This is a genomic window from Novosphingobium sp. PP1Y, assembly GCF_000253255.1.
In the GTDB taxonomy this organism is placed as follows: domain Bacteria; phylum Pseudomonadota; class Alphaproteobacteria; order Sphingomonadales; family Sphingomonadaceae; genus Novosphingobium.
In genome coordinates, this window is the sequence record NC_015580.1 from 3,564,450 (window position 1) to 3,587,547 (window position 23,098).

Genomic DNA, 23,098 nt, shown 5'->3' on the forward strand with positions numbered 1-23,098 from the left:
CGATTCACTCTCCATCATTGCGGCGGGCCTTCATATACCCCATATGTTCCGCCATGGCCGAACTCGTCATCCGCCGCGGGCTCGAGGAACCCGATACCTCGGGCCACTTCGTCCCCCACAAGCCGCTGCGACCCGAAAAGTCTCTGCCGGGCAAGAAGTTCCGGATCGTCTCCGACTACGAACCGGCGGGCGACCAGCCGACCGCCATCTCGGAACTGGTGCAATCGGCACAGGAAGGCGAACGCACGCAAGTGCTGCTGGGGGTCACCGGCTCGGGCAAGACCTTCACGATGGCCAAGGTGATCGAGGAACTGCAGCGTCCCGCGCTGATCCTGGCGCCCAACAAGATCCTTGCCGCCCAGCTCTATGCAGAGTTCAAGGACTTCTTCCCGGACAACGCGGTCGAGTACTTCGTATCGTACTACGACTACTACCAGCCCGAAGCCTACGTACCCCGCTCCGACACCTACATCGAGAAGGAAAGCTCGGTGAACGAGGCGATCGACCGGATGCGCCACTCGGCCACGCGCGCCCTGCTCGAACGCGACGACGTGATCATCGTCGCCTCGGTCTCCTGCCTCTACGGCATCGGCTCGGTCGAGACGTACTCGGCGATGATCTTCGACCTCAAGGCGGGCGAAACCCAGGACCAGCGCGAGATCATTCGCAAGCTCGTCGCCCTGCAGTACAAGCGCAACGATGCCGCCTTCACTCGCGGCACTTTCCGCGTGCGCGGCGACAATCTGGAAATCTTCCCCTCGCACTACGAGGACATGGCCTGGCGCATCTCGTTCTTCGGCGACGAGATCGAGGAGATCTCCGAGTTCGATCCGCTGACCGGCAAGAAGGGCGCGGCGCTGGAGAAGATCCGGGTCTATGCCAATTCGCACTACGTCACCCCCGGCCCGACGATGAAGCAGGCGAGCGAGGCGATCCGCTTCGAGCTGACCGAGCGACTCAAGGAACTCGAAGCCGAAGGCCGCCTCCTGGAAGCGCAGCGGCTGGAGCAGCGCACCCAGTTCGACCTCGAGATGATCGCCGCGACCGGTTCGTGCAACGGCATCGAGAACTACTCGCGCTTCCTCACCGGGCGCATGCCGGGCGAACCACCGCCCACGCTGTTCGAGTACCTGCCCGACAATGCCCTGCTGTTCGTCGACGAAAGCCACCAGACGGTGCCGCAGATCGGCGCGATGTCCAAGGGAGACCATCGCCGCAAGATCACGCTGGCCGAGTACGGTTTCCGGCTGCCCAGCTGCATCGACAACCGCCCGCTGCGCTTCAATGAGTGGGATGCGATGCGCCCGCAGACCTTCGCTGTCTCGGCCACGCCCGGCAGTTGGGAGATGGAGCAGACCGGCGGCGTCTTCGCCGAACAGGTCATCCGTCCCACCGGTCTGATCGACCCGCCGGTGACCATCCGCCCGGTCGAGGACCAGGTGCAGGACTGCATCAACGAGTGCAAGGAAACCGCAGCCAAGGGCTATCGCACCCTCGTCACCACCCTGACCAAGCGCATGGCCGAGGACCTTACCGAGTTCATGCACGAGGCAGGTGTGCGCGTGCGCTACATGCACTCCGACGTCGAAACGCTCGAGCGCATCGAGCTGATCCGCGACTTGCGCATGGGCGTTTACGACGTGCTGGTGGGCATCAACCTGCTGCGCGAGGGCCTCGACATTCCCGAATGCGGGCTCGTGTGCATCCTCGATGCCGACAAGGAAGGCTTCCTGCGCAGCGAAACATCGTTGATCCAGACCATCGGGCGCGCTGCGCGCAACGTCGATGGCCGCGTGATCCTCTATGCCGACCGCATGACCGGCTCGATGGAGCGCGCCATCGCCGAGACCGACCGCCGCCGCGAAAAGCAGCAGGCGTTCAACGAGGCCAACGGCATCACCCCGCAGACGATCAAGCGCCGCATCGCCGACATCGTCGCCGATACCGCCAGCCGCAACGGCGTGGTCGTCGATCTCGAGGACGGCGAGCGCAATGAACTGGTCGGCCACAACCTGCGCGCCTACATCGAGGAACTGGAGCAGCGCATGCGTGCTGCGGCAGCCGACCTCGAGTTCGAGGAAGCGGGACGCCTGCGCGACGAGATCCGCCGCCTCGAGGCCAGCGAACTCGGCCTGCCGGACGCACAGAAGAAGGCCCCGCTGGTGGGCCGGTCCAACGAAGGCAAGCCGGGGACGCGAAAGCTGCGTTACGGCAAGACGCAAAGAAAGTTCGGCCGCTGACGAAAGCGCGCAAGCTGAATATTGTCCGATCCTGGGCACTTGCCCTGTCCTGCGCGCGGCAGCGCGCGGAATATTTCCATCGACAGGAAACAAGTCGCGTACGATAGTGTTACCAGGTCACACGACGCCGCGCGCGACCACGAGTTAACTGACATCGAGACCCCGTCCGCCTGTGCGTTCGGGGTCTTCAGGTGATGCACCGGCTGACCGGAGAGAGCGCGAAGACCCCTATGCACCGACTGGCCAGCTTCGACGTCACGGCGAACATTCCCAGCGAAACCCGGCGAATCCTTGCCCAGATCGGCTTCGGCATCATCTGCGCCCTGGCGATGATCGCACTGCGCGCGGCCATCAACATGTGGGCGCCGACCTCGGGTCCCTTCGCGCTGGTCTATCCCACGATCCTGATCGCCACGCTCTACGGTCACTGGCAGGCCGGCGCGGTCGCCTACCTGATCAGCTTCTTCTGGGCCTGGTGGATCGTCCTGCCCACGGTCCATTCGTTCCGGTTCGTGGTCGCGACCGACCCGCCGCGCGTGGCGATCAACGCAATGGCGGTTCTGGTCGTGCTGGTGCTGGCCGAGATCTTCCGCCGCGCGGTCCGGCAAGTTACCCGCGCTCGCGATGCCGAACTGGAGCGGCGACAGGTGCTGCTGCGCGAACTGGAGCATCGCACCAAGAACAATTTCGCCCTCGTCGCCAGCCTGCTCTCGCTGCAGCGGCGGCGTCACGACAATCCCGAAATCGTCGAGGCGCTCGACCAGGCGATCGGCCGCGTCGACACCTTCGCGCGCGCCTATGAGAACCTCAAGCTGACCGACGCGGAAGGCTCTTACGTGCCGATGCGCCAGTATGTCGGCGACGTCGTCTCCCGGGTATCGGCCGGGTCCTTTCACGACCTTGTCGAAATCGAGGTCAGGTCCAGCGATTGCGAACTGCCGCAGCAGACTGCCGTCGCCATCTGCCTGTTCATCAACGAGGCGCTGACCAACAGCGCCAAGTACGCATTCCCCGACGGCGCCGCCGGCAAGGTCAGCGTGACGTTCACCGGCAACGAGGACAACTGGGAGCTCAGGGTGGTGGACGACGGCGTCGGCGCCGCGGACGAATCGCGCCAGCAGAAGGCCGCGGGAACCGCCGGCATGGGAGTGGGCCTCATGGAAGCCTTCGCCCGGCAGGCCGAGGCGGAATATTTCGTCGGCGAGACCGCGCGCGGACGCAGCGTCCACTTGCGGCGCGGCAACGGCAACTAGGCGCGCGGCCAGCCCCTTGCAGGCGGCGCGACGGACGATAAAGTGCCCCGCTTCGGGTGCCCAAGGCACTGCAATCGAGGTCACTTCCCCCCATGCGACTTCTCGCTCTGGCCGCATCGGCCGCCATCTTTACCGCCGCTTCCACCCTCTCCCCCGTCGCGCTCCATGCCGAGGAAAAGGCCGCCGAGGCCAAGTCCGACGACAAGAGCGCCGAAGACCGGCTCGAACCCTTCCCCGCTCCGAAATCGATCAGGCAATCGGCCGTGATCGGCGGGAAGACCGTGAACTACACCGCCACAGTCGGCGCCCTTCCCGTCAAGGACGACAAGGGCAAGGTCATCGGCGAGGTCGTCTATACCGCCTATACCGTCCCCGGACGCGCAACCGACCGGCCCGTCACCTTCGCTTTCAACGGCGGCCCCGGCGCGGCCTCGGTCTATCTCAACCTCGGTGCGATCGGCCCCAAGCGCGTACCGTTCGGCGCACAGGGCGATGCCCCGTCCGACCCGGCGGTGCTGCGCGACAATCCCAATTCCTGGCTCGATTTCACCGATCTCGTCTTCATCGATCCCATAGGAACCGGGTTTTCGCGCTCACGCGTGGACGAAGAGCAGTCGAAGAAGGCATTCTATTCGGCCGATGCCGACATCCACTACCTCAGCCGCATCGTCTATGACTGGCTCGTCGCCAACGATCGTCTGACCAGCCGCAAGTACCTCACCGGCGAAAGCTATGGCGGCTACCGGGTCCCGCGCCTCGCCTATTACCTGCAGACGCAGATGGGCGTCGGCATTTCCGGAATGACGCTGGTCTCGCCCTATCTCGACCCGCCCGCCATCGGCGAGGACGATGCCCTTTCACCCCTGCCCTGGATGATCGCCTATCCATCGATGGCGGCGGGGCATTTCGAGCGTCAGGGCCTGCACCTCGACGATGCCACGATGGGCCCGGTCGAAACCTACATGCGTACCCAGTTCGTTCAGGATTTCCTTGCCGGACCGCGCGACAAGGCCGCGACCGACCGGCTTTCGGCCAGGGTCGCGGAACTCACCGGACTGGATCCGGCGATGGTCCGTCGCATGAACGGACGCGTCGACATTGCCACTTACCTTCGCGAAATCCGCCGCGATCAGGGGCTCATCGGATCGGTCTACGATTCCAACTACACCGCCTACGACCCCTTCCCGGCCAGCGCTTCGCCCCAGTATAACGATCCGCTGCTGACCACGCTGATCGCTCCGACGACTTCAGCCATGGTGGACTTCGTCACCCGGCAGGTCGGCTGGAAGGTCGATGCGCGCTACAACGCGCTGTCCTACGACGTGAACGAGAAGTGGGACCGCGACGATACCGACAGCCCGGTTTCCGACCTGCGGCGCGCCATTTCCATCGACCCGAAGATGACGGTCGATATCGTCCATGGCTGGGACGACCTGTCCTGCCCCTACTTCGCCTCACGCCTCATCGTTTCGCAGATGCCCGACTTCGGCGTCGAGAACCGGGTGCGCCTGCACATGTACCCCGGCGGGCACATGTTCTATTCGCGCTCGGACAGCGGCGAGATGATGCGTCAGGATGTCATGGCCAGCTACCGGGCAAGGGGCTGAGCGCCAGCCGCTGCGACGACGCGCAGCTATCGATTCAGCGCGACGGGGCAGCGCACGGGGCGTATGATCGCCCGGTCCAACCGGGAGAGTAACCGTGCGCCTGCCCCCGCTTGCTAACCGCGCCCTTGCAGCCGCAGCCCTTGCCGCCGCTGCGGTGACGATCCCGACAGCTGCCGCCGCCGACGGCAATGCCGCGCCACCGGCCGAGCGGATTACCGTCACGCTCAGCAACTTCGCTTTCGATCCATCGGTGATCGCCCTGCATCACGGACGCCCCTACGTCCTGCACATCGTCAATGGCGCCAAGGGAGGCCACAACTTCCAGGCCGGGGCCTTCTTCGCCGACGCCGCGCTTGCCCCGGACGACAGGGGCAAGGTGAGGGACGGCAAGATCGAACTGAAGGGCGGCGAGGCGGTCGATCTCAGGCTGACCGCCCCGCAGGCACCGGCGACCTACCCGCTCAAGTGCACACATTTCCTTCATGCCGGGTTCGGCATGAAGGGGAAGATCGTCGTCGACTGACGCGCATCAGAGCTTGCCGAACTTGGCCTCATAGGCGGCGCTGTCTCCGCTCGAGAGGAGCTTTGCCTGCTCAACCCAGTTGTCGCGGCGCGGACGTCCCGCGAAAGAGCCCAGCTTGGTGTCCAACTCGTCGAGATCCGCCTCGGTCCAGGCCGCGATCTGCTCGTAGCGGGTCACGCCGAGCGAGGTCAGGAGCGTCGCCATCTTGGGGCCGAGCCCCTTGATCTTGCGCAGATCGTCAGCCTCGCCAGCTGCCGTTTCGGCCTTCGGCGCGGCAGGGGCGGGTGCGGAAGTGGTTGTGGGAGTGGGCGCAGGCGCTGCGGGCTTTTTCACCGCGTCGACTTCGTCCTGCGCGGCGACTGCGATCACCTCGCCTATACCAGCCATCGTGCCCGCCATCGCGGGCGGATCGATATGGGCGGCAGGCGGCGCGTCGATCAGCGCCTGGTTGCGCTTGGCCGGAGCGGCCCCTTCATCGAGGACGTCGGGCCGGCGATCGCGCCTGCCCTGCTTCGAGCCATGCACGAAGAGCCAGTAGGCAACGACAATGCCGATCAGCAGAGCGGCAATAAAGATCAGCCAATTGGCTTCGATCATCTGCACCAAGATCTATCCCTTCCGGTTCCACAAGAGCCAGCCGATGCCGAAGCCGACGCAATATGTCAGCAGCACCGAGACGGCCATTTCAAGCCAAAGCGGCATCCGCGCATCCTTTCTGCCACGATCCCGTGGCCTCGCGGATCTGCCCATGACCAAAGTCGGGCGCGCGCTCAACAGACAAGTTCATATCAGCCCGGCCCCGGCGTATCGATCGGCGTCGGCTTGACCGGCGCGGACGTGATCACCGAGAATTCAATGCGGCGGTTGGCCGGATCGCGCGGATCGAGCCCCGGAATCGGATCGCGCGCCCCCACGCCAGCCGCCCGCAATCCGTCGGCCGGAATGCCGCGCCCGACGAGAGCCCATCGCACCGCTTCCGCCCGCGCCTTGGACAGCGCGACATTGGCCTCGCTGTTGCCGACGCCATCGGTATGGCCGGTCACCGCAATAATGCTGCCCACGCAGGGCCGAAGGGCATGGGCGACTTCATCGAGCAGCCGCTCGCTGGCCGGGTCGATGCGCGCGCTGGCCTCGGAAAAGCGGATCGTGCGTGTCCGCAGGATCGTCTGGACGTCGTCCTGGCAATGCAATGTGGTCACGGCCGGGACGCCTTCGCTATCCCGCGCCCAGCTTACACCGCCTATGCCCGGCACTTCGGCAACTGCCGATGCCACCCGCTTGCGCGTGGCCGCGTCGAGCTTGCGCCCTCCGGAAAGGATCGGGTGGCGTGTGTACCAGCCGTAGCGGTCGCGGAAAGCCAGGTCGATGTCCTGCCCGCCCGCCGCATCGCGGGCGGCCACCGCCTTGCGCTCCAACCCGGCGATGAAGACCGGCCCGTAAAGGCGGGAGGCGGCGAAGGACAAGGCCAGGCACAGGGCAGCTCCGGCTGCAGCAATCGAGGCTCGGCGCGGGTTCATGCCCTCAAGCCTAGGGCGCAAACCCGGCGCTGTCAGCCTCCTTCGCGCGAATTGCCCCCAAGCGAATCGGCGACGTCGACAAGCTTGACGAACTCCTGCCGCCAGTAATCGTCCTGGGCACCGGCAAGCTGGCGGATCTGCGCGGGGGTGAAGCCGCCCAGCAGGTCGTCGCCGCGCAGCGACTGGCCGAAGGCGGCAACCGCGGCGGCAAAGGCGAAATCCCCGCGCGGCCGCGCGGCGGCGGCCATCAGGCGCGCAGGAACCGGGCGCTCGATCAGCTTCGAGACTTTGCCGCCGGGCAGCTTATAGCGCAGCTTGACGAAGGCCAGCTCGCCGGACTGCCTGGCCGCCGCGGGCAGCGGATCGTCATAGCGGCGCGGCGCGATCCAGCCTTTCGCACCGGCAGGCACGATCTCGTAGATCGCGGTGACCTGGTGGCCGGCGCCGATGTCGCCGGCATCGACCTTGTCGTTGTCGAAATCCTGTTCGCGCAGCGCCCGGTTCTCATAACCGAGCAGGCGATACTGGCTGACCTGGGCGGGGTTGAACTCGACCTGGATCTTCACGTCCTTGGCGATGGTGAACAGGGTAGAGCTCATCTGCTCGCCCAGCACCTTCTTCGCTTCCAGAGCGCTGTCGATATACGCGTAGTTGCCGTTCCCGTGGTCGGCGATCTGCTCCATCAGCGCTTCATTGTAATTGCCCTGCCCGAAGCCGAGCGTGGTGAGCGTGATGCCGTTGTCGCGCTCCTTTTCGATCATGGCGATCAGGTCGTCGCGGTTGGTGACACCGACGTTGAAATCGCCATCGGTGCCGATGAGGATACGGTTCACCCCGCCTTCGATGAAGTTGTCCCGGGCAATGTTGTAGGCCAGCTGGAGCCCGGCGGCCCCGGCAGTCGATCCGCCCGCCTGCAATCGGTCCAGCGCATCGCGGATCTTGCGGGTGTCGTTGGTCGGCTCGAGCACCAGCCCGGCCGCACCGGCATAGACGACGATCGAGACCTTGTCCTGCTTGCCCAGTTCACCCGCGAGCCCGGCCAGTGCCGACTTGAGCAGCGGCAGCTTGTCGGGCGCGTTCATCGAGCCGGACACGTCGACAAGAAAAACGAGGTTGGCGGGCGGCCGTCCCTCGCGCGGGAGGTCATAGCCACGCAGGCCCACGCGCAGGAGCCGGGTGGCCGGGTTCCAGGGCGTGAGCGCAAGGTCGGTCGTTACCGAGAAGGGAACGTCCCGGCTTTCGGGCCGCGCATAGTCGTAGCGGAAATAGTTGATCATCTCCTCCGTGCGCACGGCCCGCGCCGGGGGAAGCTGGCCTTGCGCCAGGAAGCGGCGGGCATTGGCATAAGCGCCGGTGTCGACGTCGACCGAGAAGGTCGAGACGGGCTCCTCGCGCGCGAGATGGACGGGTGAGACCTCCTTGCCCTCGTATTGCTCACGCCCGGGGTCGGTCGCCACCTGGACCGGCGGAACGAGAAGCCGCGAAGAATAGGGTGGAGGAGGTGGAGGGGGTGAAGGGGGTGAAGGCGGCGCGGCCATCGCGATCGACGCCGGCGGGGCGACTTGCGCCTCGGCCTGAACCGAGCCCGCATTCTTGCGCTGCGCGGTGGTCACGATCGTGGTTCCATCCTGAACGGCCACGGCAGGCGGCGCCTGGGTCGCGGCCTCGCGCGGTCTTGTCGCATCGGCCTGCACGGCGCCCTGCCCGCTTGCCAGATCGCCGGTTTCACCCGCACAGCCGGCGACAAGAAAGAGAACCGTCGAAATACTCGTGCCCGCAATCCATGAACGCGGGCCTGCGTTTTGCTTCGGCATGGCCTTCCCTCCTCTCGGATTCTTTCCCGGAGCGAAGAAGGGCCTAGTGCGGGTTAATCGCGACTGAATGCCGTTGGCGCGCGACGAACCGATTACAGCGAGTTAATCGGGTTCAGGCCGCCTTCGTCTTCTGGAACAGCTTGCGATCTTCCGGACCGAAGGCCTTCTTCCAGATGACGTAGAGGTACGAACCGAGGATTGCGGGGATGCCGAACAGCAGTTCGGCCCATTCCGGCAGGTACTGCGTGGCGAGAAAACCGATGACGACCGCCGGAGCGGCCGCCCAGACCAGCGCCCAGCGCCAGTTGTTGATCTTCTCGCCAAGGTGCTTTGCCAGCATGCGCGACTTGACGACCGAGGCGAAGCCCAGCGCCAGCATCAGCGCGATTGCAGCGGCTGCCGCCTGGTACAGCGAATTGTAGCCATAGTGCTGCATCAGCATGATGCCTGCCAGCGTCAGGGCCGCCTGCAGGCCGATGGTAACTACCGAGACCGCGAGGTTCTGAACCCGGGCGACGTAGATCAGCGCCGCCTCGCTGACGACTGCCGTCGCGGCGACGACTTCCGCGGCCAGCAGGAAGGCCAATGCGCCGGTGCCGCCGACGAACTCGCGCCCGACGAGGCCCATGACCCCTTCGCCCGGAATACCGAGTGCAAGCGCAATGCCGGCCTGCGCCGCGGTGATCCAGAAACCCACCTGGCAGACCTGCCGGGCAATCGCCCCGTAGTCCTTTTCCTTCAGGTTGCGAGTGATGACCGGCCCCAGCACCGGCTCGAAGCTGGTCTTGAGCTTCTGCGGCAGGCTCGCGACCTGCTGGGCGGCGTAGTAGACGCCCACTGCGGCAGGCGGCGCAAGGAAACCGAGCATGAAGATGTCGACGCGGCGCGTCCCCCACTCGATCGTGTCGGCCAGGGCGATCGGCATCGAACGGACCGCAAGACGGCGCATCTGCCCGCCCTTGGGGCGCCAGTGATGCGGCAGGCCGTATTCGCGGATGAAGGGGATGAAGGCCGTGATCGCCGCTGCGAAGATCGAGGCGATATAGGCCAGCGAAAGGCCGCTTTCGGGCGCAATCCAGATCATCGCGCCCGCCATGATCGAGATCGTCCATGGCTCGACGATGGCGCGCGACCAGACCGTCGGGCTGATCCGCAGGCGATAGGCCAGTGCCGCGAGCCAGATCTCGGTCAAGGTCAGGGGCGGGATGGCGATCACCATCAAGCGGTCGATTTCGGTGTACTTGCCGCCCGGGAACGTCAGCGCGGGCACGAACCAGAGGATCAGTGCCGCCGCGCACGAGGCGAGGATCGCGAGGACCATGCCATCGGCAACGACATTGGCGGGATGAACCTCGCCCTCGGTATCGGAGAGGCGCTGCGCCAGACCGCGCTTCTCGCCCATCGTGCAGATCATCGCGCACAGTTCGATCACCACCAGCGCGGAGGCGAAGCGACCGAGCGCCGCCGGACCGTAAACCGCGGCGCGGCCGGCGATGAAGAGAAACGGTATGCGCGCGGCGAGGCGCAGGAAGAACCCGAAGAAGTTCGTCCGCCCGCCCTTGGCCAGCGCTGCAATGTCATCCCGGTCGCCGGAACCGGGCGCGCCCTGGGCGCTGCCGGAAGTCTCGCTCAAGTATTGGCTTCCTGCTCTGCGCGCAGCGGCCGTGCGAGCATGTCTTCAACTACGGTTCCTGCAGGCGCATCGCCCTTCAGCAAGCGGCACACGGCCTGGACGATGGGCATGTCGATGCCCTCGCGCGCGGCCAGTTCGGCAAGGACCGGCGCGGTGGCCGCGCCTTCGGCAACGCTGTTCTTGCCCGAGAGGGCCGCCGCCGCAGACTGACCCTGCCCGATCGCAAGACCGAGCGAGAAGTTGCGGCTGGAAGTGGAATTGCAGGTCAGTACGAGGTCGCCCAGGCCGCAAAGGCCGGCCAGCGTCTCCGCCCGCGCGCCGCGCGCAATCCCGAAGCGCAGCATCTCGGCATAGCCGCGCGCAATCAGTGCCGCACGGGCGTTCTGGCCGAGGTTGAGCCCCTCGACGACGCCGCAGGCGATGGCGAGGACGTTCTTGACCGCGCCGCCAATCTCGGCGCCGATGACATCGTCGGAATAATAGGGTCGCAAGGTGTGACGCACGATCAGCGGCGCCAGCCGGTCCCACTGCGCTTCCCCGCCCGCGCAGGCGAGCGTCACCGCGGTCGGCAATCCGGCGGCGACCTCATGTGCGAAAGTCGGCCCGGACAGCACCGCCAGCTGTGCATCCGGCGCGGCAGCGGCCGCGACATCGGACATCAGGCGCCCGGTGCCGGCCTCGATCCCCTTGGCGCACAGGACAAGGTCATGCTCACCCTTGGGCAACAGGGCGATGATGGAGGCGAGGAACTGCGCAGGCACCACCAGCAGCAGCGCCGACAATCCCGCCATCTCTGCAAGATCGCCGGTAGCGCGGATCGTCGGGGAAAGCCCGGCGCTCGGCAGGAACAGGCTGTTGCGGTGCTGCGCGTTGATTTCGGCCACGACTTCGCTCTCGCGCGCCCAGAGCAGCACGTCGCTGCCGTCGCTCGCCAGCGACTGCGCCAGGGCCGTGCCCCAGGCGCCTGCGCCGATGACCCCAACCTTGCACGTCATGCCTTCACTCCCGCGCCGCGAACGGCTTCTGCATTGGGATCGAGCGGCCAGCGCGGACGCGCGGCCGTATCCAGCGGATCCGACTGCCCCAGTGCAAGACGTTCAACGCCCGCCCAGGCGATCATCGCCGCATTGTCCGTGCACAGGCCCAGCGGCGGTGCGACGAATGGCAGGCCATGATCTTCTGCAAGGGCTTCCAGTGCACCGCGGATCGCCGTGTTCGCAGCGACCCCACCGGCAACGACCAGCGCGTTCATTTCGCCCACGCCCTTTAGCGCGCGCCGCGTGCGGTCGATCAGGCAGTCGATCGCGGCCTGCTGGAACGAGGCGGCGATATCCGCATCGGTATAATCCGGGTCTGCCGCCGCATCGAGCGCGTGCTTGGCGCGCATCACCGCACTCTTGAGTCCCGCGAAGGAGAAGTGCGGCTCGGAAGATCCCACAAGCGGGCGCGGCAGGGGCACTTTCTTCGCATCGCCCTGCGCGGCCAGCCGCTCGACCGCGGGGCCGCCCGGATAGCCGAGGCCCAGCAGCTTGGCGGTCTTGTCGAAAGCCTCGCCCAAGGCATCGTCGATGGTCGTGGCCAGGCGGCGGAACTGCCCGACACCTTCGACCGCGAGAATCTGGCAGTGGCCGCCCGAAACGAGCAGCAGCAGATAGGGATAGGCCAGCGTCTCGTCAGCCAGGCGGGGCGAGAGGGCGTGGCCTTCAAGATGGTTGATCGCGATGAGCGGCTTGTCGGCCGCCATCGCCAGGGCCTTGGCTGTGACGAGGCCGACCATCACGCCGCCGATGAGGCCGGGACCGGCCGTGGCGGCGATTGCATCGACCTCGTCCAGTTTCATGCCGGCATCGGCCAGCGTGGCCTTGATCAGCGGAGCGAGGCGTTCGGCATGGGCGCGCGCGGCGATCTCGGGCACGACGCCGCCATAGGGGCGGTGCACCTCGTCCTGCGACGCGATGCGCTGCGCAAGAATGACGCGCCCGTCGGTCACGAGCGCGGCAGCCGTTTCATCGCAGGAAGATTCTATCCCGAGAACTGTCCTCATCGCGACTTTCCCTGAACGACAATGCCGGGTAGCACAACCCGCCGATGGCACACGATAAACAAGACATGAAACTCCGCCTCGGCACCCGCCGATCACCGCTCGCCATGGCCCAGGCCGAGGAAGCGCGCGATCGCCTGGCCGCGGCCCATGGAATCGATCCTGCGCATATAGAGATCGTCGCGGTTACCGCCAGCGGCGATCGCATCCAGGACCGCGCCCTCGCCGAAATCGGCGGCAAGGCCCTGTGGACCAAGGAACTCGACGCCTGGCTGGCTGCCGGGGAGATCGATTTCGCCGTGCATTCGGCCAAGGACGTGGAGACGATCCGGCCCGATGCTTTCGCGATCTGCGCGGTGCTGCCGCGCGCGGACGTGCGCGACGTGCTGATCGGTGCCGACAGCATCCACGCCCTGCCGCCCGGCGCCGTGGTCGGCACCAGCGCCCCGCGCCGCGCCGCGCAGCTGCTTCACGCGCGCCCGGACTGCTCGGTCATCACCTTTCGCGGCAACGTCGCCACCCGCCTCGCCAAGCTGGCCGCGGGGGAAGCCGACGCGACCTTCCTTGCCGCCGCCGGGCTCGAGCGCCTGGGCCAGACCGGAACCGGCCACCCCCTGGCCGAGGATGAATGGCTCCCGGCACCGGGACAGGCCGCCATCCTGATCGAATGCCGCGCCGACGATGCGCGCACCCACGAGATTCTCTCGGCTATCGACGATGCCCCCAGCCGGTCCGCAGTGATGGCCGAGCGCGCGCTGCTCGCGTCGCTGGGCGGCAACTGCCACAGCCCGATCGCCGTGCTGACCCGCCTGGAAGGCGACCGGATCGTGCTGCGCGCCGCCCTGTACAGCCCGGACGGCGCCGAGAAGGTGGAAGGCGAAATCCGGTTTGCCGCGAGCGACCTCGAGGCCCCCGCCAGACTGGGTGCGGATCTCCTGTCCCGCGCGGTCCCGGCCATCGCCGCTCATTTCGACGGACCGGCCTGAGCGGGGCGATGACCCCTCTCGTCATCATTCGGCCCGAACCCGGAGCGGGTGCCACGAAAGTCGCAGCCCATGCCATGGGCCTCGATGCGCGCTGCTACCCCCTCTTCGCGATCCGGGCGCTCGAATGGGAGTCGGTTCCTGCACGCGAAGTCGACGCGATCCTGCTGGGCAGCGCCAATGCCCTGCGCCATGGCGGCGCGGCGCTGGAAACCTACCGCGGGCTTCCCGCCTATGCCGTGGGCGAAAAGACGGCCGATGCGGCGCGGGCCGCCGGCCTCAACATCGTTGCGACCGGAAAAGGCGGGCTGCAGCGCGTACTGCCTGACCTCGAGCCCGGGCACCGTCGCCTGCTTCGGCTCGCCGGACGCGAACGGGTCGAGCTTTCGCTGCCCCCCGGCGTGACAATGACCACACGCGAAGTCTATGCCAGCGAGCCCCTGCCCCTCCCCGCGGACCTGAAGCGCCTGTTGACTGCGCCTTGTGTGGTCCTGCTGCATTCCGGCGAGGCTGCCGCCCACTTCGCACAGTGCGTGGAGGCATCGGGAATCGACCGCGGGACCGTTTCCCTGGCCGCCATCGGCCCCCGCGTGGCCGAACGGGCGGGCGATGGCTGGGCCGCACTGCACAGCGCCGACGAACCGAGCGATGCCGCCTTACTGGTCTTGGCCTCGCAGATGTGCCAAGACACCGCAAACAGGGTCCCATAACCGAAAAAGGCTCGATGCAGGACAGTTCAGCGATATCCTCTGCAACCCATACCCGCCCGCGCTCGCGCAGCGGGGTGATCTTCGTGGCTTTGCTCGCCTTCCTGCTGGGCGCCCTGCTGGTCGCCTGGGCGGGTTCACGCGGCTATCTCGACAAGCTGCAGCCGGTCGAGGAACCGACCGAAGAGCCCGCCACGATTGCCGAGCCGGATACCGAAAGCGTCGCCCCCGAAACACCTGCGCAGCCCTCGCAGCCCACGGCCAAGCAGCTTGCCGCGATCGGATCGATCGAGGGGCGCCTCGCGCTGCTGGAGGACCGGCTCTCCCGCATCGATTTCCAGACCGACGCCGCATCGGGCAATGCCGCAAGGGCCGAGGGCCTGCTGATCGCCTTTGCCGCACGCCGCATGGTCGATCGCGGCGAGCCGCTCAGCTACGTCGCCGACCAGCTGCGCCTGCGTTTCGCCAATGCCCAGCCGCGCGCGGTGCAGACGGTGATCGATTTCTCGAAGAACCCCGTCACCATCGACGAATTGCGCGCGCGCCTGGAGGCGCTTTCACCCGAACTGAGCGCGACCGGCAGCGACATGAGCCTGTGGGACCGTGCCCGCACCGAACTGGCCGGGATGTTCAAGGTCCACCGCGATTCGGCGGCGCTGATGAGCCCGTCGGCAAGGATCGAACGCGCCAGCGTCATGCTTACCGCCAAGCGCATCGGCAGCGCGGTCTCCGAAGTGGAACGCCTGCCGGGCGCGGAAGCCGCCGACCGCTGGATCGCCGACGCCCGCCGCTATGAGGAAGTCCAGCGCGCACTCGACCTGCTGGAAACGACGGCCATGCTCGAACCGCGCCGCCTGCAGGATGCCGAGGGCCACAAGGTCGATCAGCCCAGCCCACTGGCCACGCCCGGCACGCCGGAATCCATGCCCGGCGAAGACAGCGCAGATCAACCGATGGAAATGCCGGTCAACTGAGGCGGGCGCGCCGGCCGGGCCTGCGTCCTTATCCCTGCAGCAGTGCGGGCAGCTTGCCCGACATGCCCCGCGCCTCGTCCATGAAGAAGCGCTTGAGCGTCGGCATGCGCTGGACGGCGCCCATGCCAAGGCGCCGCGCCGCGCTGGGCAGGCGGCCCGGGATCCCGAAGAGGCGGGTCAATCCGTCGGTCACCGACATGACCATGAAGGCATCGAGGCTGCGCCACTTCTCGTAGCGGGCCAGTAGCTGCGCATCGCCCGGCTCAAGGCCGAGACGCATGCCTTCGGTCAGCACTTCCACGAGCGCACCGACATCGCGCAGGCCCAGATTGAGTCCCTGACCGGCGATCGGATGCATGCCGTGCGCGGCATCGCCGATCACTGCGAGGCGGTCGTCGATCACGTGACCTGCATGGTGGAACCGCAGCGGATAGGACATGCGCGGCGCGGATAGCGAGATCGCGCCCAGCACGCCGTGCATGCGCGATGCCACTTCGTTGACGAACATCGCGTCAGGCATGGCCGTGATCCCGGCGGCGTCCTTTTCCGCGACGGTCCAGACCAGCGCGCTGCGATGGCGGCCCTCCTCGTCGTCGAGCAGCGGCAATAGCGCGAAAGGCCCGGCGGGATAGAAGATCTCCCACGCGGTATTGTCATGCGGCTTTTCATGGAACAGCCCGGTCACGAAGGCGCGGTGCTTGTAGTCCCACTTGGCCAGCGCGAAACCGGCTTCGTCGCGAGTGGGCGACTGGCGCCCTTCCGCCGCGACGAGCAGGCTCGCCTTGAGCACGCGGCCGTCGGATAGCTCGACCTCGACACCGTGAGGCCCGCGATCGCGGCGCACCGCCTCGGACTTCACGTGCCAGGCGATGTTCGGTTCCTGCCGCGCGGCATCGAACAGCGCGATGCGCAAATCGCGGTTGGCGAACATGCGGCCCAGCGAGCCTTCCTCAGGCTTGGGCGTGAAATCGATCCGGCCCGGCTTCATGGCGTCGGTTACCGCGATGGAATCGATCGGACAGCCCAGCGCATCCAGACTGTCGGCGATGCCGATGTTGCGGAACAGGTTCCAGCTCGCGGTAGAAATCGCCGAGGCGCGGCCATCGGCGCCGACCGCGGTCAGGTCAGCGGGATCGGCCCGGTCGATGACGTGGCTGGTGATGCCCGAGCGGGCGGCCGCCAGTGCCAGCGTCATGCCGACAAGGCCGCCGCCAAGGATGATCAGGTCGCGGCGCTCCCCGGGTTCGGGAGAAGCCGCCTGCTGCAAGGTCGTCTGCGATTCGCTCATCGCGAGCAGCTATCGGCCTCCGAAGCGTCGATGTCGAGACACCTGCCATCCCAGGTCCCCGCCGGTTCGACCAGACCGATCTGTGCGGCGAGCGTCGGCGCGATGTCGACTGTCTCCACCGGCTGCGGCTGCTCCATGGTCACCATGCCCCGGCGCCAGAACAGCATCGGCACGCGGCGGTCATAGTCCCAGGGGCTGCCGTGGGTGGCGGTATAGCCCGGATGCGGCTCGGTGCCGGGCACGACGCCGCGCTTCGTCATCATCAGAACCTCGCCCGAGTGGGCGGGGTTGTAGGAAGCCGCGACGCGTTCGATCATCGTCCAGTCCTGCGGATTGCCGCTGGGGATCTTGGCCGCCTTGAGCTCATCGGCGGTAAAGACCGCCGCGATCTGCGGGTTCGCCTTGAGCCGGGCGACCAGTGCCGCGATCACCTTGCGGCGCTCCCTGGCGCTCAGGCCATCGGCCAGCCAGATGTCGCCCGAACTGCCCGCACCGTACAGGAGCGGCCCCGACTTCGCAGTGATCCCGGTATCCTGCGACACCGCTTGCGCCAGAGCCTGGCCGGTCAGCGAAGGATCGAGGCGGGCCGCATCGGGCACGCCCTGCTCGCGCAGCCGCTCGGGCGCGTCGATGCCGCCGTGATCCGCCGACAGCACGACCAGGTAATCGATCCCGCGCGCATCGAGAGCATCGAGCAGGGTTCCGATGGTCTGGTCGAGCTGCGCCATCTGGATGCACATCTCGACGCCCTCGGTGCCAAAGGCATGGCCGACCTTGTCGGTCGCCGAATAGCTGACAGAAAGAACGTCGGTGACATCATCCTTGCCAAGGCCCATCTCGTCGACAAGGCGCACAGCCATGTCGGTGGTGGCCGCATCCATCCGCGGGCTGACGCTGAAGCCCTTGAAGTCGCCCGCCTTGAGCGGAAAGCGATAGGTACCGATCGAGAATGTACCGAGCGACATTGCGCGATCGACCGCGCCGCACCAGCCCGGGACCGGCAGGTCGCCGCTGCCCGCGCCCACGGTCTGCGCCAGCGCGGCATTCTCGGCCTGCGCTGCGGGCGACAGCTTGCGGTCGGCATAGCTGGTGAAGCCCTTGCCCTTGAACCAGTAGGCGGCATCGGCGGTGTGCCCGCTCATCATCACGACCGCACGGTCCTTGGCCGAGACCGCGACATTGAGCGCGGCCGGGTTGCGCTGCTTCATCAGGTCGCCCAGCGTCGGCGCCTTGAGATGATCGGGCGAGACGACCGGATCGTCTGAAGTGCTCTGCGGATTGCTCTCGTCCTCGGCACAATAGACCTGCTTGTCCTCGCGGCCGATGCCCGGGACATACCAGTTGTTGGCGATAATGCCGGTGCGTGCCGGGTGAACGCCGGTCAGCAGCGTCGAATGGCCGGGGCATGTCTCGGTAGCGGCATGCGACTGGAATCCCGACGGGAACACCGCGCCGGTGAGCAAGCGGCCAAGGCCGTGGCTGTAATGCTCACGATACTGGGCGAAGAGGTCGGCGGAAAACTGATCGACCGAAATGGCCAGGATCAGCTTCGGCTTTTCCTGCGCAGTCCGGGCAGCCGGCGCCTGCGGGGAAGGCGCCTGGGCAGAAGGTACATCCCCGGCAAAGGCCGGAGCCGAAAATGCTGCGAGACCGGCAAGGACGAGCGGTGCGAGGCAAAGGCGCGAGGCGAGAGGCATATGGGGGGAGGTTCCTTGAAAAGTCAGCGCAATGCAGGCAATGCAACTTTGGCCGGAGCGAATATGTTTCGCAAGGCCGCCGGATGCACGGGAGCTTCATGGATACGCGCCGCTATCGCCTGTTTGTGGCAGTCATGTGTCACCTGCTGGCCCTGTTCCTGCTTCCGGCGACAGTATCGGCAGCGCCGAACCATATCGCTGCACAGCTGGTGGCCGGGCCGCCTGCCCCGGATGGCGGCCACGTCACCCTCGCGATAGACATGAAGCCCGAAAAGGGCTGGCACGGCTACTGGACCAATCCGGGCGACGCGGGGCTGGGCATGCAGCTCGACTGGGCGCTGCCTTCCGGCGCGAAAATCGGCCAGCCGCAGTACCCGGTACCGCATACGCTGATCGTCTCCGGGCTGATGAACCATGTCTATGAGAGCGACTACGCGGTTCTCGTGCCGCTGACCCTGCCTGCGAATGCCAGGCCGGGCAGCCGCCTGCCGGTGCGCGTCAAGGCGCAGTGGCTGGCCTGCACCGACCAGATCTGCGTGCCCGAACGCGCCGACCTTGGCACCGAAGTGATTGTCGGTGCGCCGGGCGAGGACCCCGCCCGCTTTGCTGAATGGACCCGCCGCCTGCCCGCACCGCTGGGCGCCCCGGTCGAGATGGCGCTTTCCGACCAGTCCCTGCGTCTCGCGATCCCGCTTCCGGCTTCGGTCGACCTTGGCGAACCGCACGTCTTCATCGCGCAGGACAAGGTGGTGGACTACGCCGCGCCGCAGGTTTTCGCGCGCAAGGGCGACCTGCTGCTGGTGACGATCCCGCGCGTCGGTTTCGACCCGCAGAGCCCGGCAGTGATCGAAGGCGTGCTCAAGTTCGACCGCGCCGGCAACGGCATTTCCTTCACCGCACGGCCCGGCACGGTGCCGACGGGCGGGGAAACGATCGCAGCCGGCGGCGCACCTGTTCTGCCTTCCTTGCCATGGCTGCTGCTCGCCGCGCTGGCGGGCGGCTTGCTGCTCAATGTCATGCCCTGCGTCTTCCCGATCCTCAGCCTCAAGGCGCTCAGCCTCGCCCGCGCGGGCGAGAGCGAGGCCCATGCGCGGATCGAGGGCCTTGCCTATGCCGCCGGCGTCATAGCCGCGTGCCTGGCGCTGGGCGGCGTCCTGCTGGTGCTGCGCGCCGCGGGCGAGGAAGTGGGCTGGGCCTTCCAGTTGCAGGAACCGCTGGTGGTGGTCGGCCTGCTGCTGCTGGCAAGCGCCATTACCGCGAACCTGCTCGGCCTGTTCGAATTCGCCGTTCCCGGTTTCGTGTCCGGCGGCAGCCCGCGCAGCTATACGCAGGGCGCCTTCGCCACCGGCCTGCTTGCCGCCTTCGTCGCGACGCCCTGCACCGGGCCGTTCATGGCGAGCGCGATGGGCGCGGCGCTGCTGCTGCCGGTCGTGCCCGCGCTGGCCCTCTTCGCCGCGCTGGGCCTGGGCATCGCCTTGCCCTTCATCGCCGTTGCATTCATCCCGGCTCTGCGCCGCCGCCTGCCCAGGCCCGGGGCGTGGATGCGCCGCTTCAGGCTGATCATGGCCATGCCGATGGGCCTGACCGCGCTGGCCCTCGCATGGCTGGCGTGGAAAATCGGAGGCGAATGGTTCCTGCTGGGCGCACTGCTGTTCACCGGCGTCGTCCTCGTGGCGCTCGCCGGGGCCGGCATGGCCCAGCGCCGGGGTCGCAGCGCCGCGCCCGCGGCTATGCTTGCGACCTTCGCTGCCGTTGCCGGACTTGCCCTCCTGCCGCGTCCGGGCCCGCGTGCCGCGCATGTCGACAGCATCCTGAAGACCGCGCCGTTCAGCGAGGAAGCGCTGTCGCAGGCCCGCGCTTCGGGCAAGCCGGTCTTCGTCTACATGACGGCGGATTGGTGCCTGACCTGCAAGGTCAACGAGGAAGTCGCCATAGAGCGCGAGGACACCCGGTCCGCCTTCGAAAAAGCAGGCGTAGCGGTGCTGCGCGGAGACTGGACCCGGCGCGATCCGGATATTACCCGCTATCTCACCGCCCAGGGCGCAGCCGGCGTTCCGCTCTATGTCTGGTACGCCCCGGGCCGCGCACCCGAAAAGCTGCCCCAGGTGCTGACCCCTGCACTGCTTGCAGAGAAAGCGGACCGCTGATCCTGCCGCGTTTGCGGCGGCTCGCGCTCCTCGGCGAGATATTGACGCGGATTCATCTTTGCCAGCGGTGAGTCCCCTAGCTGCCCAACGCAAAACCGTTAGCCGCGTTACCGTTATCAGGAGACGAATTGAAACCGCGATTCGGGACACCGCCGGATGGGATCACCCGCAGTCAACAGTTTGCAGGATCATGGCCAGCAGGCCGGCTCGTTCTGGATCGAGGCCGTCGACGATGTCCTGATCGTCGCAGTGACCGACCGCGCCGGGCGGATCCTCTATGCAAACGACCGGTTCTGCGAGATCAGCGGCTACGGTCACGAGGAACTCGTCGGCGCCAACCACCGCATCCTCAACAGCGGCCATCACGACCGGGCCTTCTTCAAGACCATGTTCAACACGATCTGCGCCGGCGAAATCTGGCGCGGGGAAATCTGCAACCGGGCGAAGGACGGCTCGCTCTACTGGGTCTCGACGACCATCTTCCCCGAACTCGACGAGGCGGGGGAGGTCTGCCGCTTCGTTTCCTGTCGCTTCGACATCACCGAACAGAAGAACGCCGAGCAGCGCATGCGCGCGATGGCCGTCACCGATGCGCTCACCGGGTTGCAGAACCGCCTCGGCTTCCAGCATCGCTTCGCCCAGCTCCTGAGCGAGGCGCAACTGCACCAGCACGGCTTGGCGCTGCTGATGCTCGACATTGACAACTTCAAGGACATCAACGACGTCAGCGGGCACGATGCCGGTGACCAGTTCCTCAAGACCATGGCCTATCGCCTGCGCACCGTGCTGGGCAGCGAGGCACTGATCGCAAGGCCCGGCGGCGACGAGGTCGCCATTGTCCTGAAGCGCACGCCCGACAGCGCGCCGCTGACGGACATCGTAGAACAAATGCAGGAAGCGGTCAGGGCTCCCGTCCAGATCGGACCGGCTTTCCTGCTTGCGACGGCAAGCATCGGCCTTTCGGTCTATCCAAAGGACGGCCAGTGCACGGCCGAGTTGATCAATTGCGCCGACGTCGCGCTCTATTCGGCCAAGCGCGTGGGCCGGAACCGCTGTATCCGCTTCAAGCCGGAAATGCTGGAGCGCACGCGGCGGCGCGTTCTGATCCAGGAACAGGCACACGCAGGCCTTTCCGTCGGACAGTTCGAACTGTTCTACCAACCGATCGTTGGCCTGCATGAAAGCGGCCTGCCATCGTTCGAGGCCCTGCTGCGCTGGCATCATCCGGTGCTCGGCCTGATCGCACCCGGCGCGTTCGAAGAGGTTTTCGAATCGCGCCAGCTCTGCGCGGAGATCGGCACGTTCGTGCAGGAAGCGGTAATCATGCAGACCCGCGCCTGGATCGATGCAGGCATTCCGTTCGCGCAAGTGAAATACAACACGACGACCGCCGACTTCGACGCCCCGCACTTCGCGGCACGCCTCCTGACCCTGCTCGACCGGCATGGCGTCGGTGTCGAACGCATCGGCATCGAGGTGACCGAGGGCATGTTCCTGGGACAGCAATCGGAGATCGTCCGGCGCGAACTTCATGCGCTGTCGAACGCAGGCGTCGAAATCGCCTTCGACGATTTCGGCACTGGCTTTGCCTCGCTCACGCATCTGAAGGAACTGCCCATCAGCCGCTTGAAGATCGACCGCAGCTTCATCACCAACCTGACCAGCGACACGCGAGACCAGAAGATCGTCCACGGCATGATCGCTCTCGCGCACAGCCTGGGCATTTCGGTAACCGCGGAAGGTGTCGAGACGTCAGATCAGATGGAGCTGCTCACGGTCATGGGATGCGATCGCGTCCAGGGCCATTTCCATTGCGAGGCCATTCCCGCGGCCCAGGTTCCGGCGGTGCTCAACCGCCTCAGCCCGCCATCCAACGAGCGGGTTGCCGCCTGAGCGGCAGGCAGGGGCGATGTGTGGCGCCCTGCTGCCTGCCGCTCATCAGCCGTCAGATCGCGGGCCATCGCCTGAAGCACGCGCGGTTGCGCTGCAAGGCGATGCATTCGGCGCTGTCGATATGATCAGTCGTGGAGCTTCTCCCGGCTGAAACTCCTGTCCTTGCGCATGTCATGGATGCGCCCGTCGCGGCCCTCGATGACCGGAGTGCTGTCGACCGGCTCATGGACGAGATCGTCGAACAGGGCGCGATAGTGAATCATGGCTTGACGCAGGTCCTCGGTGCCCGCCTCGCCGCGCGAATGACGCTCGGCAATGGCATGGCCGGCGCGATAGTTCTGCACCACGTCGCCATGGTCGACGGAGAGGTCGGCCGAACGCTGTTCGAAATCGACGACCGGATAGCCGCGCTCTTCCATGACTTCGCCGAGAAGAACGTCGGCGCGGGTCACGGCATCGGCCGGGGAATCCACAAAGCGGGCCTGCACCTTGCGCCATGCTTCAACGTAACGGGCCCGGCTTTCTTCCGAGAGCGGACGGATGTCGAACGAGGCCACGCGCTTTTCGCGTTCGTGCAGGATGGTTTCGCCGCGATGCGCATTGCCGGCTTCGCGAACGGTGCGGTCGTACTCACCGCCGAAGCGGTCGCGCAGCTGCTCGCTATGGCGTTTGCGCATGTACATGAGGGCGGCGCCGACAATCACGGCAAGGACGATCAGCCCTATCGCCAGCCCGAGCGGGGTAATGGTTATCACGTTGCATCTCCCAAGGCTTCTTCGGT

At 66.6% G+C, this 23,098-nt stretch carries 18 protein-coding genes; 9 read left to right on the forward strand and 9 right to left on the reverse strand.

What is annotated here, in order from left to right:
- Nucleotides 1-53 precede the first annotated feature (53 nt).
- The 4 genes from uvrB to PP1Y_RS22825 all read left to right on the forward strand — a co-directional run bounded on the left by uvrB (nt 54) and on the right by PP1Y_RS22825 (nt 5,623).
- Entirely contained in the window at nt 54-2,240 is a 2,187-nt protein-coding gene (uvrB, locus tag PP1Y_RS22810; protein WP_013834294.1) for an excinuclease ABC subunit UvrB, read from the forward strand.
- A 230-nt stretch (nt 2,241-2,470) separates the two neighbouring features.
- Nucleotides 2,471-3,493, forward strand: a complete 1,023-nt coding sequence (locus tag PP1Y_RS22815) for a sensor histidine kinase (protein WP_007012274.1) — start codon at nt 2,471-2,473, stop codon at nt 3,491-3,493.
- A gap of 92 nt (nt 3,494-3,585) precedes the next feature.
- Nucleotides 3,586-5,100, forward strand: coding sequence for a S10 family peptidase (locus tag PP1Y_RS22820; protein WP_013834295.1), 1,515 nt, complete (start codon nt 3,586-3,588; stop codon nt 5,098-5,100).
- 94 nt (nt 5,101-5,194) lie between these two features.
- Nucleotides 5,195-5,623 (forward strand): plastocyanin/azurin family copper-binding protein, encoded by a 429-nt coding sequence (locus PP1Y_RS22825; protein WP_013834296.1) that lies wholly within the window; start codon nt 5,195-5,197, stop codon nt 5,621-5,623.
- A 6-nt stretch (nt 5,624-5,629) separates the two neighbouring features.
- On the opposite strand, the gene PP1Y_RS22830 is transcribed toward PP1Y_RS22825, so the two are convergent.
- The 6 genes from PP1Y_RS22830 to tsaD all read right to left on the reverse strand — a co-directional run bounded on the left by PP1Y_RS22830 (nt 5,630) and on the right by tsaD (nt 12,631).
- On the reverse strand, nt 5,630-6,220 hold the full coding sequence (locus PP1Y_RS22830; protein WP_051010096.1) for a hypothetical protein: 591 nt from the start codon (nt 6,218-6,220) through the stop codon (nt 5,630-5,632).
- Between the two features lie 191 nt (nt 6,221-6,411).
- The gene (locus tag PP1Y_RS22835) at nt 6,412-7,140 is read right to left on the reverse strand and encodes an OmpA family protein (protein WP_013834298.1); all 729 of its coding nucleotides are present in this window, start codon (nt 7,138-7,140) and stop codon (nt 6,412-6,414) included.
- Between the two features lie 32 nt (nt 7,141-7,172).
- Nucleotides 7,173-8,954 (reverse strand): VWA domain-containing protein, encoded by a 1,782-nt coding sequence (locus tag PP1Y_RS22840; RefSeq protein WP_041559119.1) that lies wholly within the window; start codon nt 8,952-8,954, stop codon nt 7,173-7,175.
- Between the two features lie 112 nt (nt 8,955-9,066).
- Nucleotides 9,067-10,587, reverse strand: coding sequence for a lipopolysaccharide biosynthesis protein (locus tag PP1Y_RS22845; RefSeq protein ID WP_013834300.1), 1,521 nt, complete (start codon nt 10,585-10,587; stop codon nt 9,067-9,069).
- Nucleotides 10,584-11,582 carry an NAD(P)H-dependent glycerol-3-phosphate dehydrogenase gene (locus PP1Y_RS22850; RefSeq protein ID WP_013834301.1) on the reverse strand — a complete coding sequence of 333 codons (999 nt, stop codon included), beginning with the start codon at nt 11,580-11,582 and terminating at the stop codon, nt 10,584-10,586. Before PP1Y_RS22850 ends, PP1Y_RS22845 begins: the two co-directional genes overlap by 4 nt.
- The gene (gene tsaD / locus PP1Y_RS22855; RefSeq protein WP_013834302.1) at nt 11,579-12,631 is read right to left on the reverse strand and encodes a tRNA (adenosine(37)-N6)-threonylcarbamoyltransferase complex transferase subunit TsaD; all 1,053 of its coding nucleotides are present in this window, start codon (nt 12,629-12,631) and stop codon (nt 11,579-11,581) included. Before tsaD ends, PP1Y_RS22850 begins: the two co-directional genes overlap by 4 nt.
- Before the next feature lie 44 nt (nt 12,632-12,675).
- Between tsaD and hemC the strand changes: the two genes are divergently transcribed.
- Genes hemC through PP1Y_RS22870 form a run of 3 tightly spaced genes read left to right on the forward strand, consistent with a single transcriptional unit; the run spans nt 12,676 to nt 15,292 of the window.
- Entirely contained in the window at nt 12,676-13,614 is a 939-nt protein-coding gene (hemC, locus tag PP1Y_RS22860; RefSeq protein WP_013834303.1) for a hydroxymethylbilane synthase, read from the forward strand.
- An 8-nt stretch (nt 13,615-13,622) separates the two neighbouring features.
- On the forward strand, nt 13,623-14,321 hold the full coding sequence (locus tag PP1Y_RS22865; RefSeq protein ID WP_013834304.1) for a uroporphyrinogen-III synthase: 699 nt from the start codon (nt 13,623-13,625) through the stop codon (nt 14,319-14,321).
- A 14-nt stretch (nt 14,322-14,335) separates the two neighbouring features.
- Nucleotides 14,336-15,292 carry a hypothetical protein gene (locus tag PP1Y_RS22870; RefSeq protein WP_013834305.1) on the forward strand — a complete coding sequence of 319 codons (957 nt, stop codon included), beginning with the start codon at nt 14,336-14,338 and terminating at the stop codon, nt 15,290-15,292.
- A gap of 28 nt (nt 15,293-15,320) precedes the next feature.
- Here the strand turns inward: PP1Y_RS22870 and PP1Y_RS22875 are convergent, their stop codons facing one another.
- On the reverse strand, nt 15,321-16,580 hold the full coding sequence (locus PP1Y_RS22875) for an FAD-dependent monooxygenase (RefSeq protein ID WP_013834306.1): 1,260 nt from the start codon (nt 16,578-16,580) through the stop codon (nt 15,321-15,323).
- A complete protein-coding gene (locus PP1Y_RS22880; protein ID WP_013834307.1) occupies nt 16,577-18,277 on the reverse strand; it encodes an alkaline phosphatase family protein in 1,701 nt (566 codons plus the stop codon). Before PP1Y_RS22880 ends, PP1Y_RS22875 begins: the two co-directional genes overlap by 4 nt.
- Nucleotides 18,278-18,375: 98 nt before the next feature.
- Here PP1Y_RS22880 and PP1Y_RS22885 point away from each other — a divergent pair, with 98 nt between their 5' ends.
- Together PP1Y_RS22885 and PP1Y_RS22890 are read left to right on the forward strand one after the other, a co-directional pair.
- Nucleotides 18,376-20,424: a protein-disulfide reductase DsbD gene (locus PP1Y_RS22885; protein ID WP_013834308.1), complete on the forward strand. Its 2,049-nt coding sequence runs from the start codon at nt 18,376-18,378 to the stop codon at nt 20,422-20,424.
- 156 nt (nt 20,425-20,580) lie between these two features.
- Nucleotides 20,581-22,317, forward strand: coding sequence for a bifunctional diguanylate cyclase/phosphodiesterase (locus PP1Y_RS22890; RefSeq protein WP_013834309.1), 1,737 nt, complete (start codon nt 20,581-20,583; stop codon nt 22,315-22,317).
- 125 nt (nt 22,318-22,442) lie between these two features.
- On the opposite strand, the gene PP1Y_RS22895 is transcribed toward PP1Y_RS22890, so the two are convergent.
- The gene (locus PP1Y_RS22895) at nt 22,443-23,072 is read right to left on the reverse strand and encodes a hypothetical protein (protein WP_051010097.1); all 630 of its coding nucleotides are present in this window, start codon (nt 23,070-23,072) and stop codon (nt 22,443-22,445) included.
- Nucleotides 23,073-23,098 lie beyond the last annotated feature (26 nt).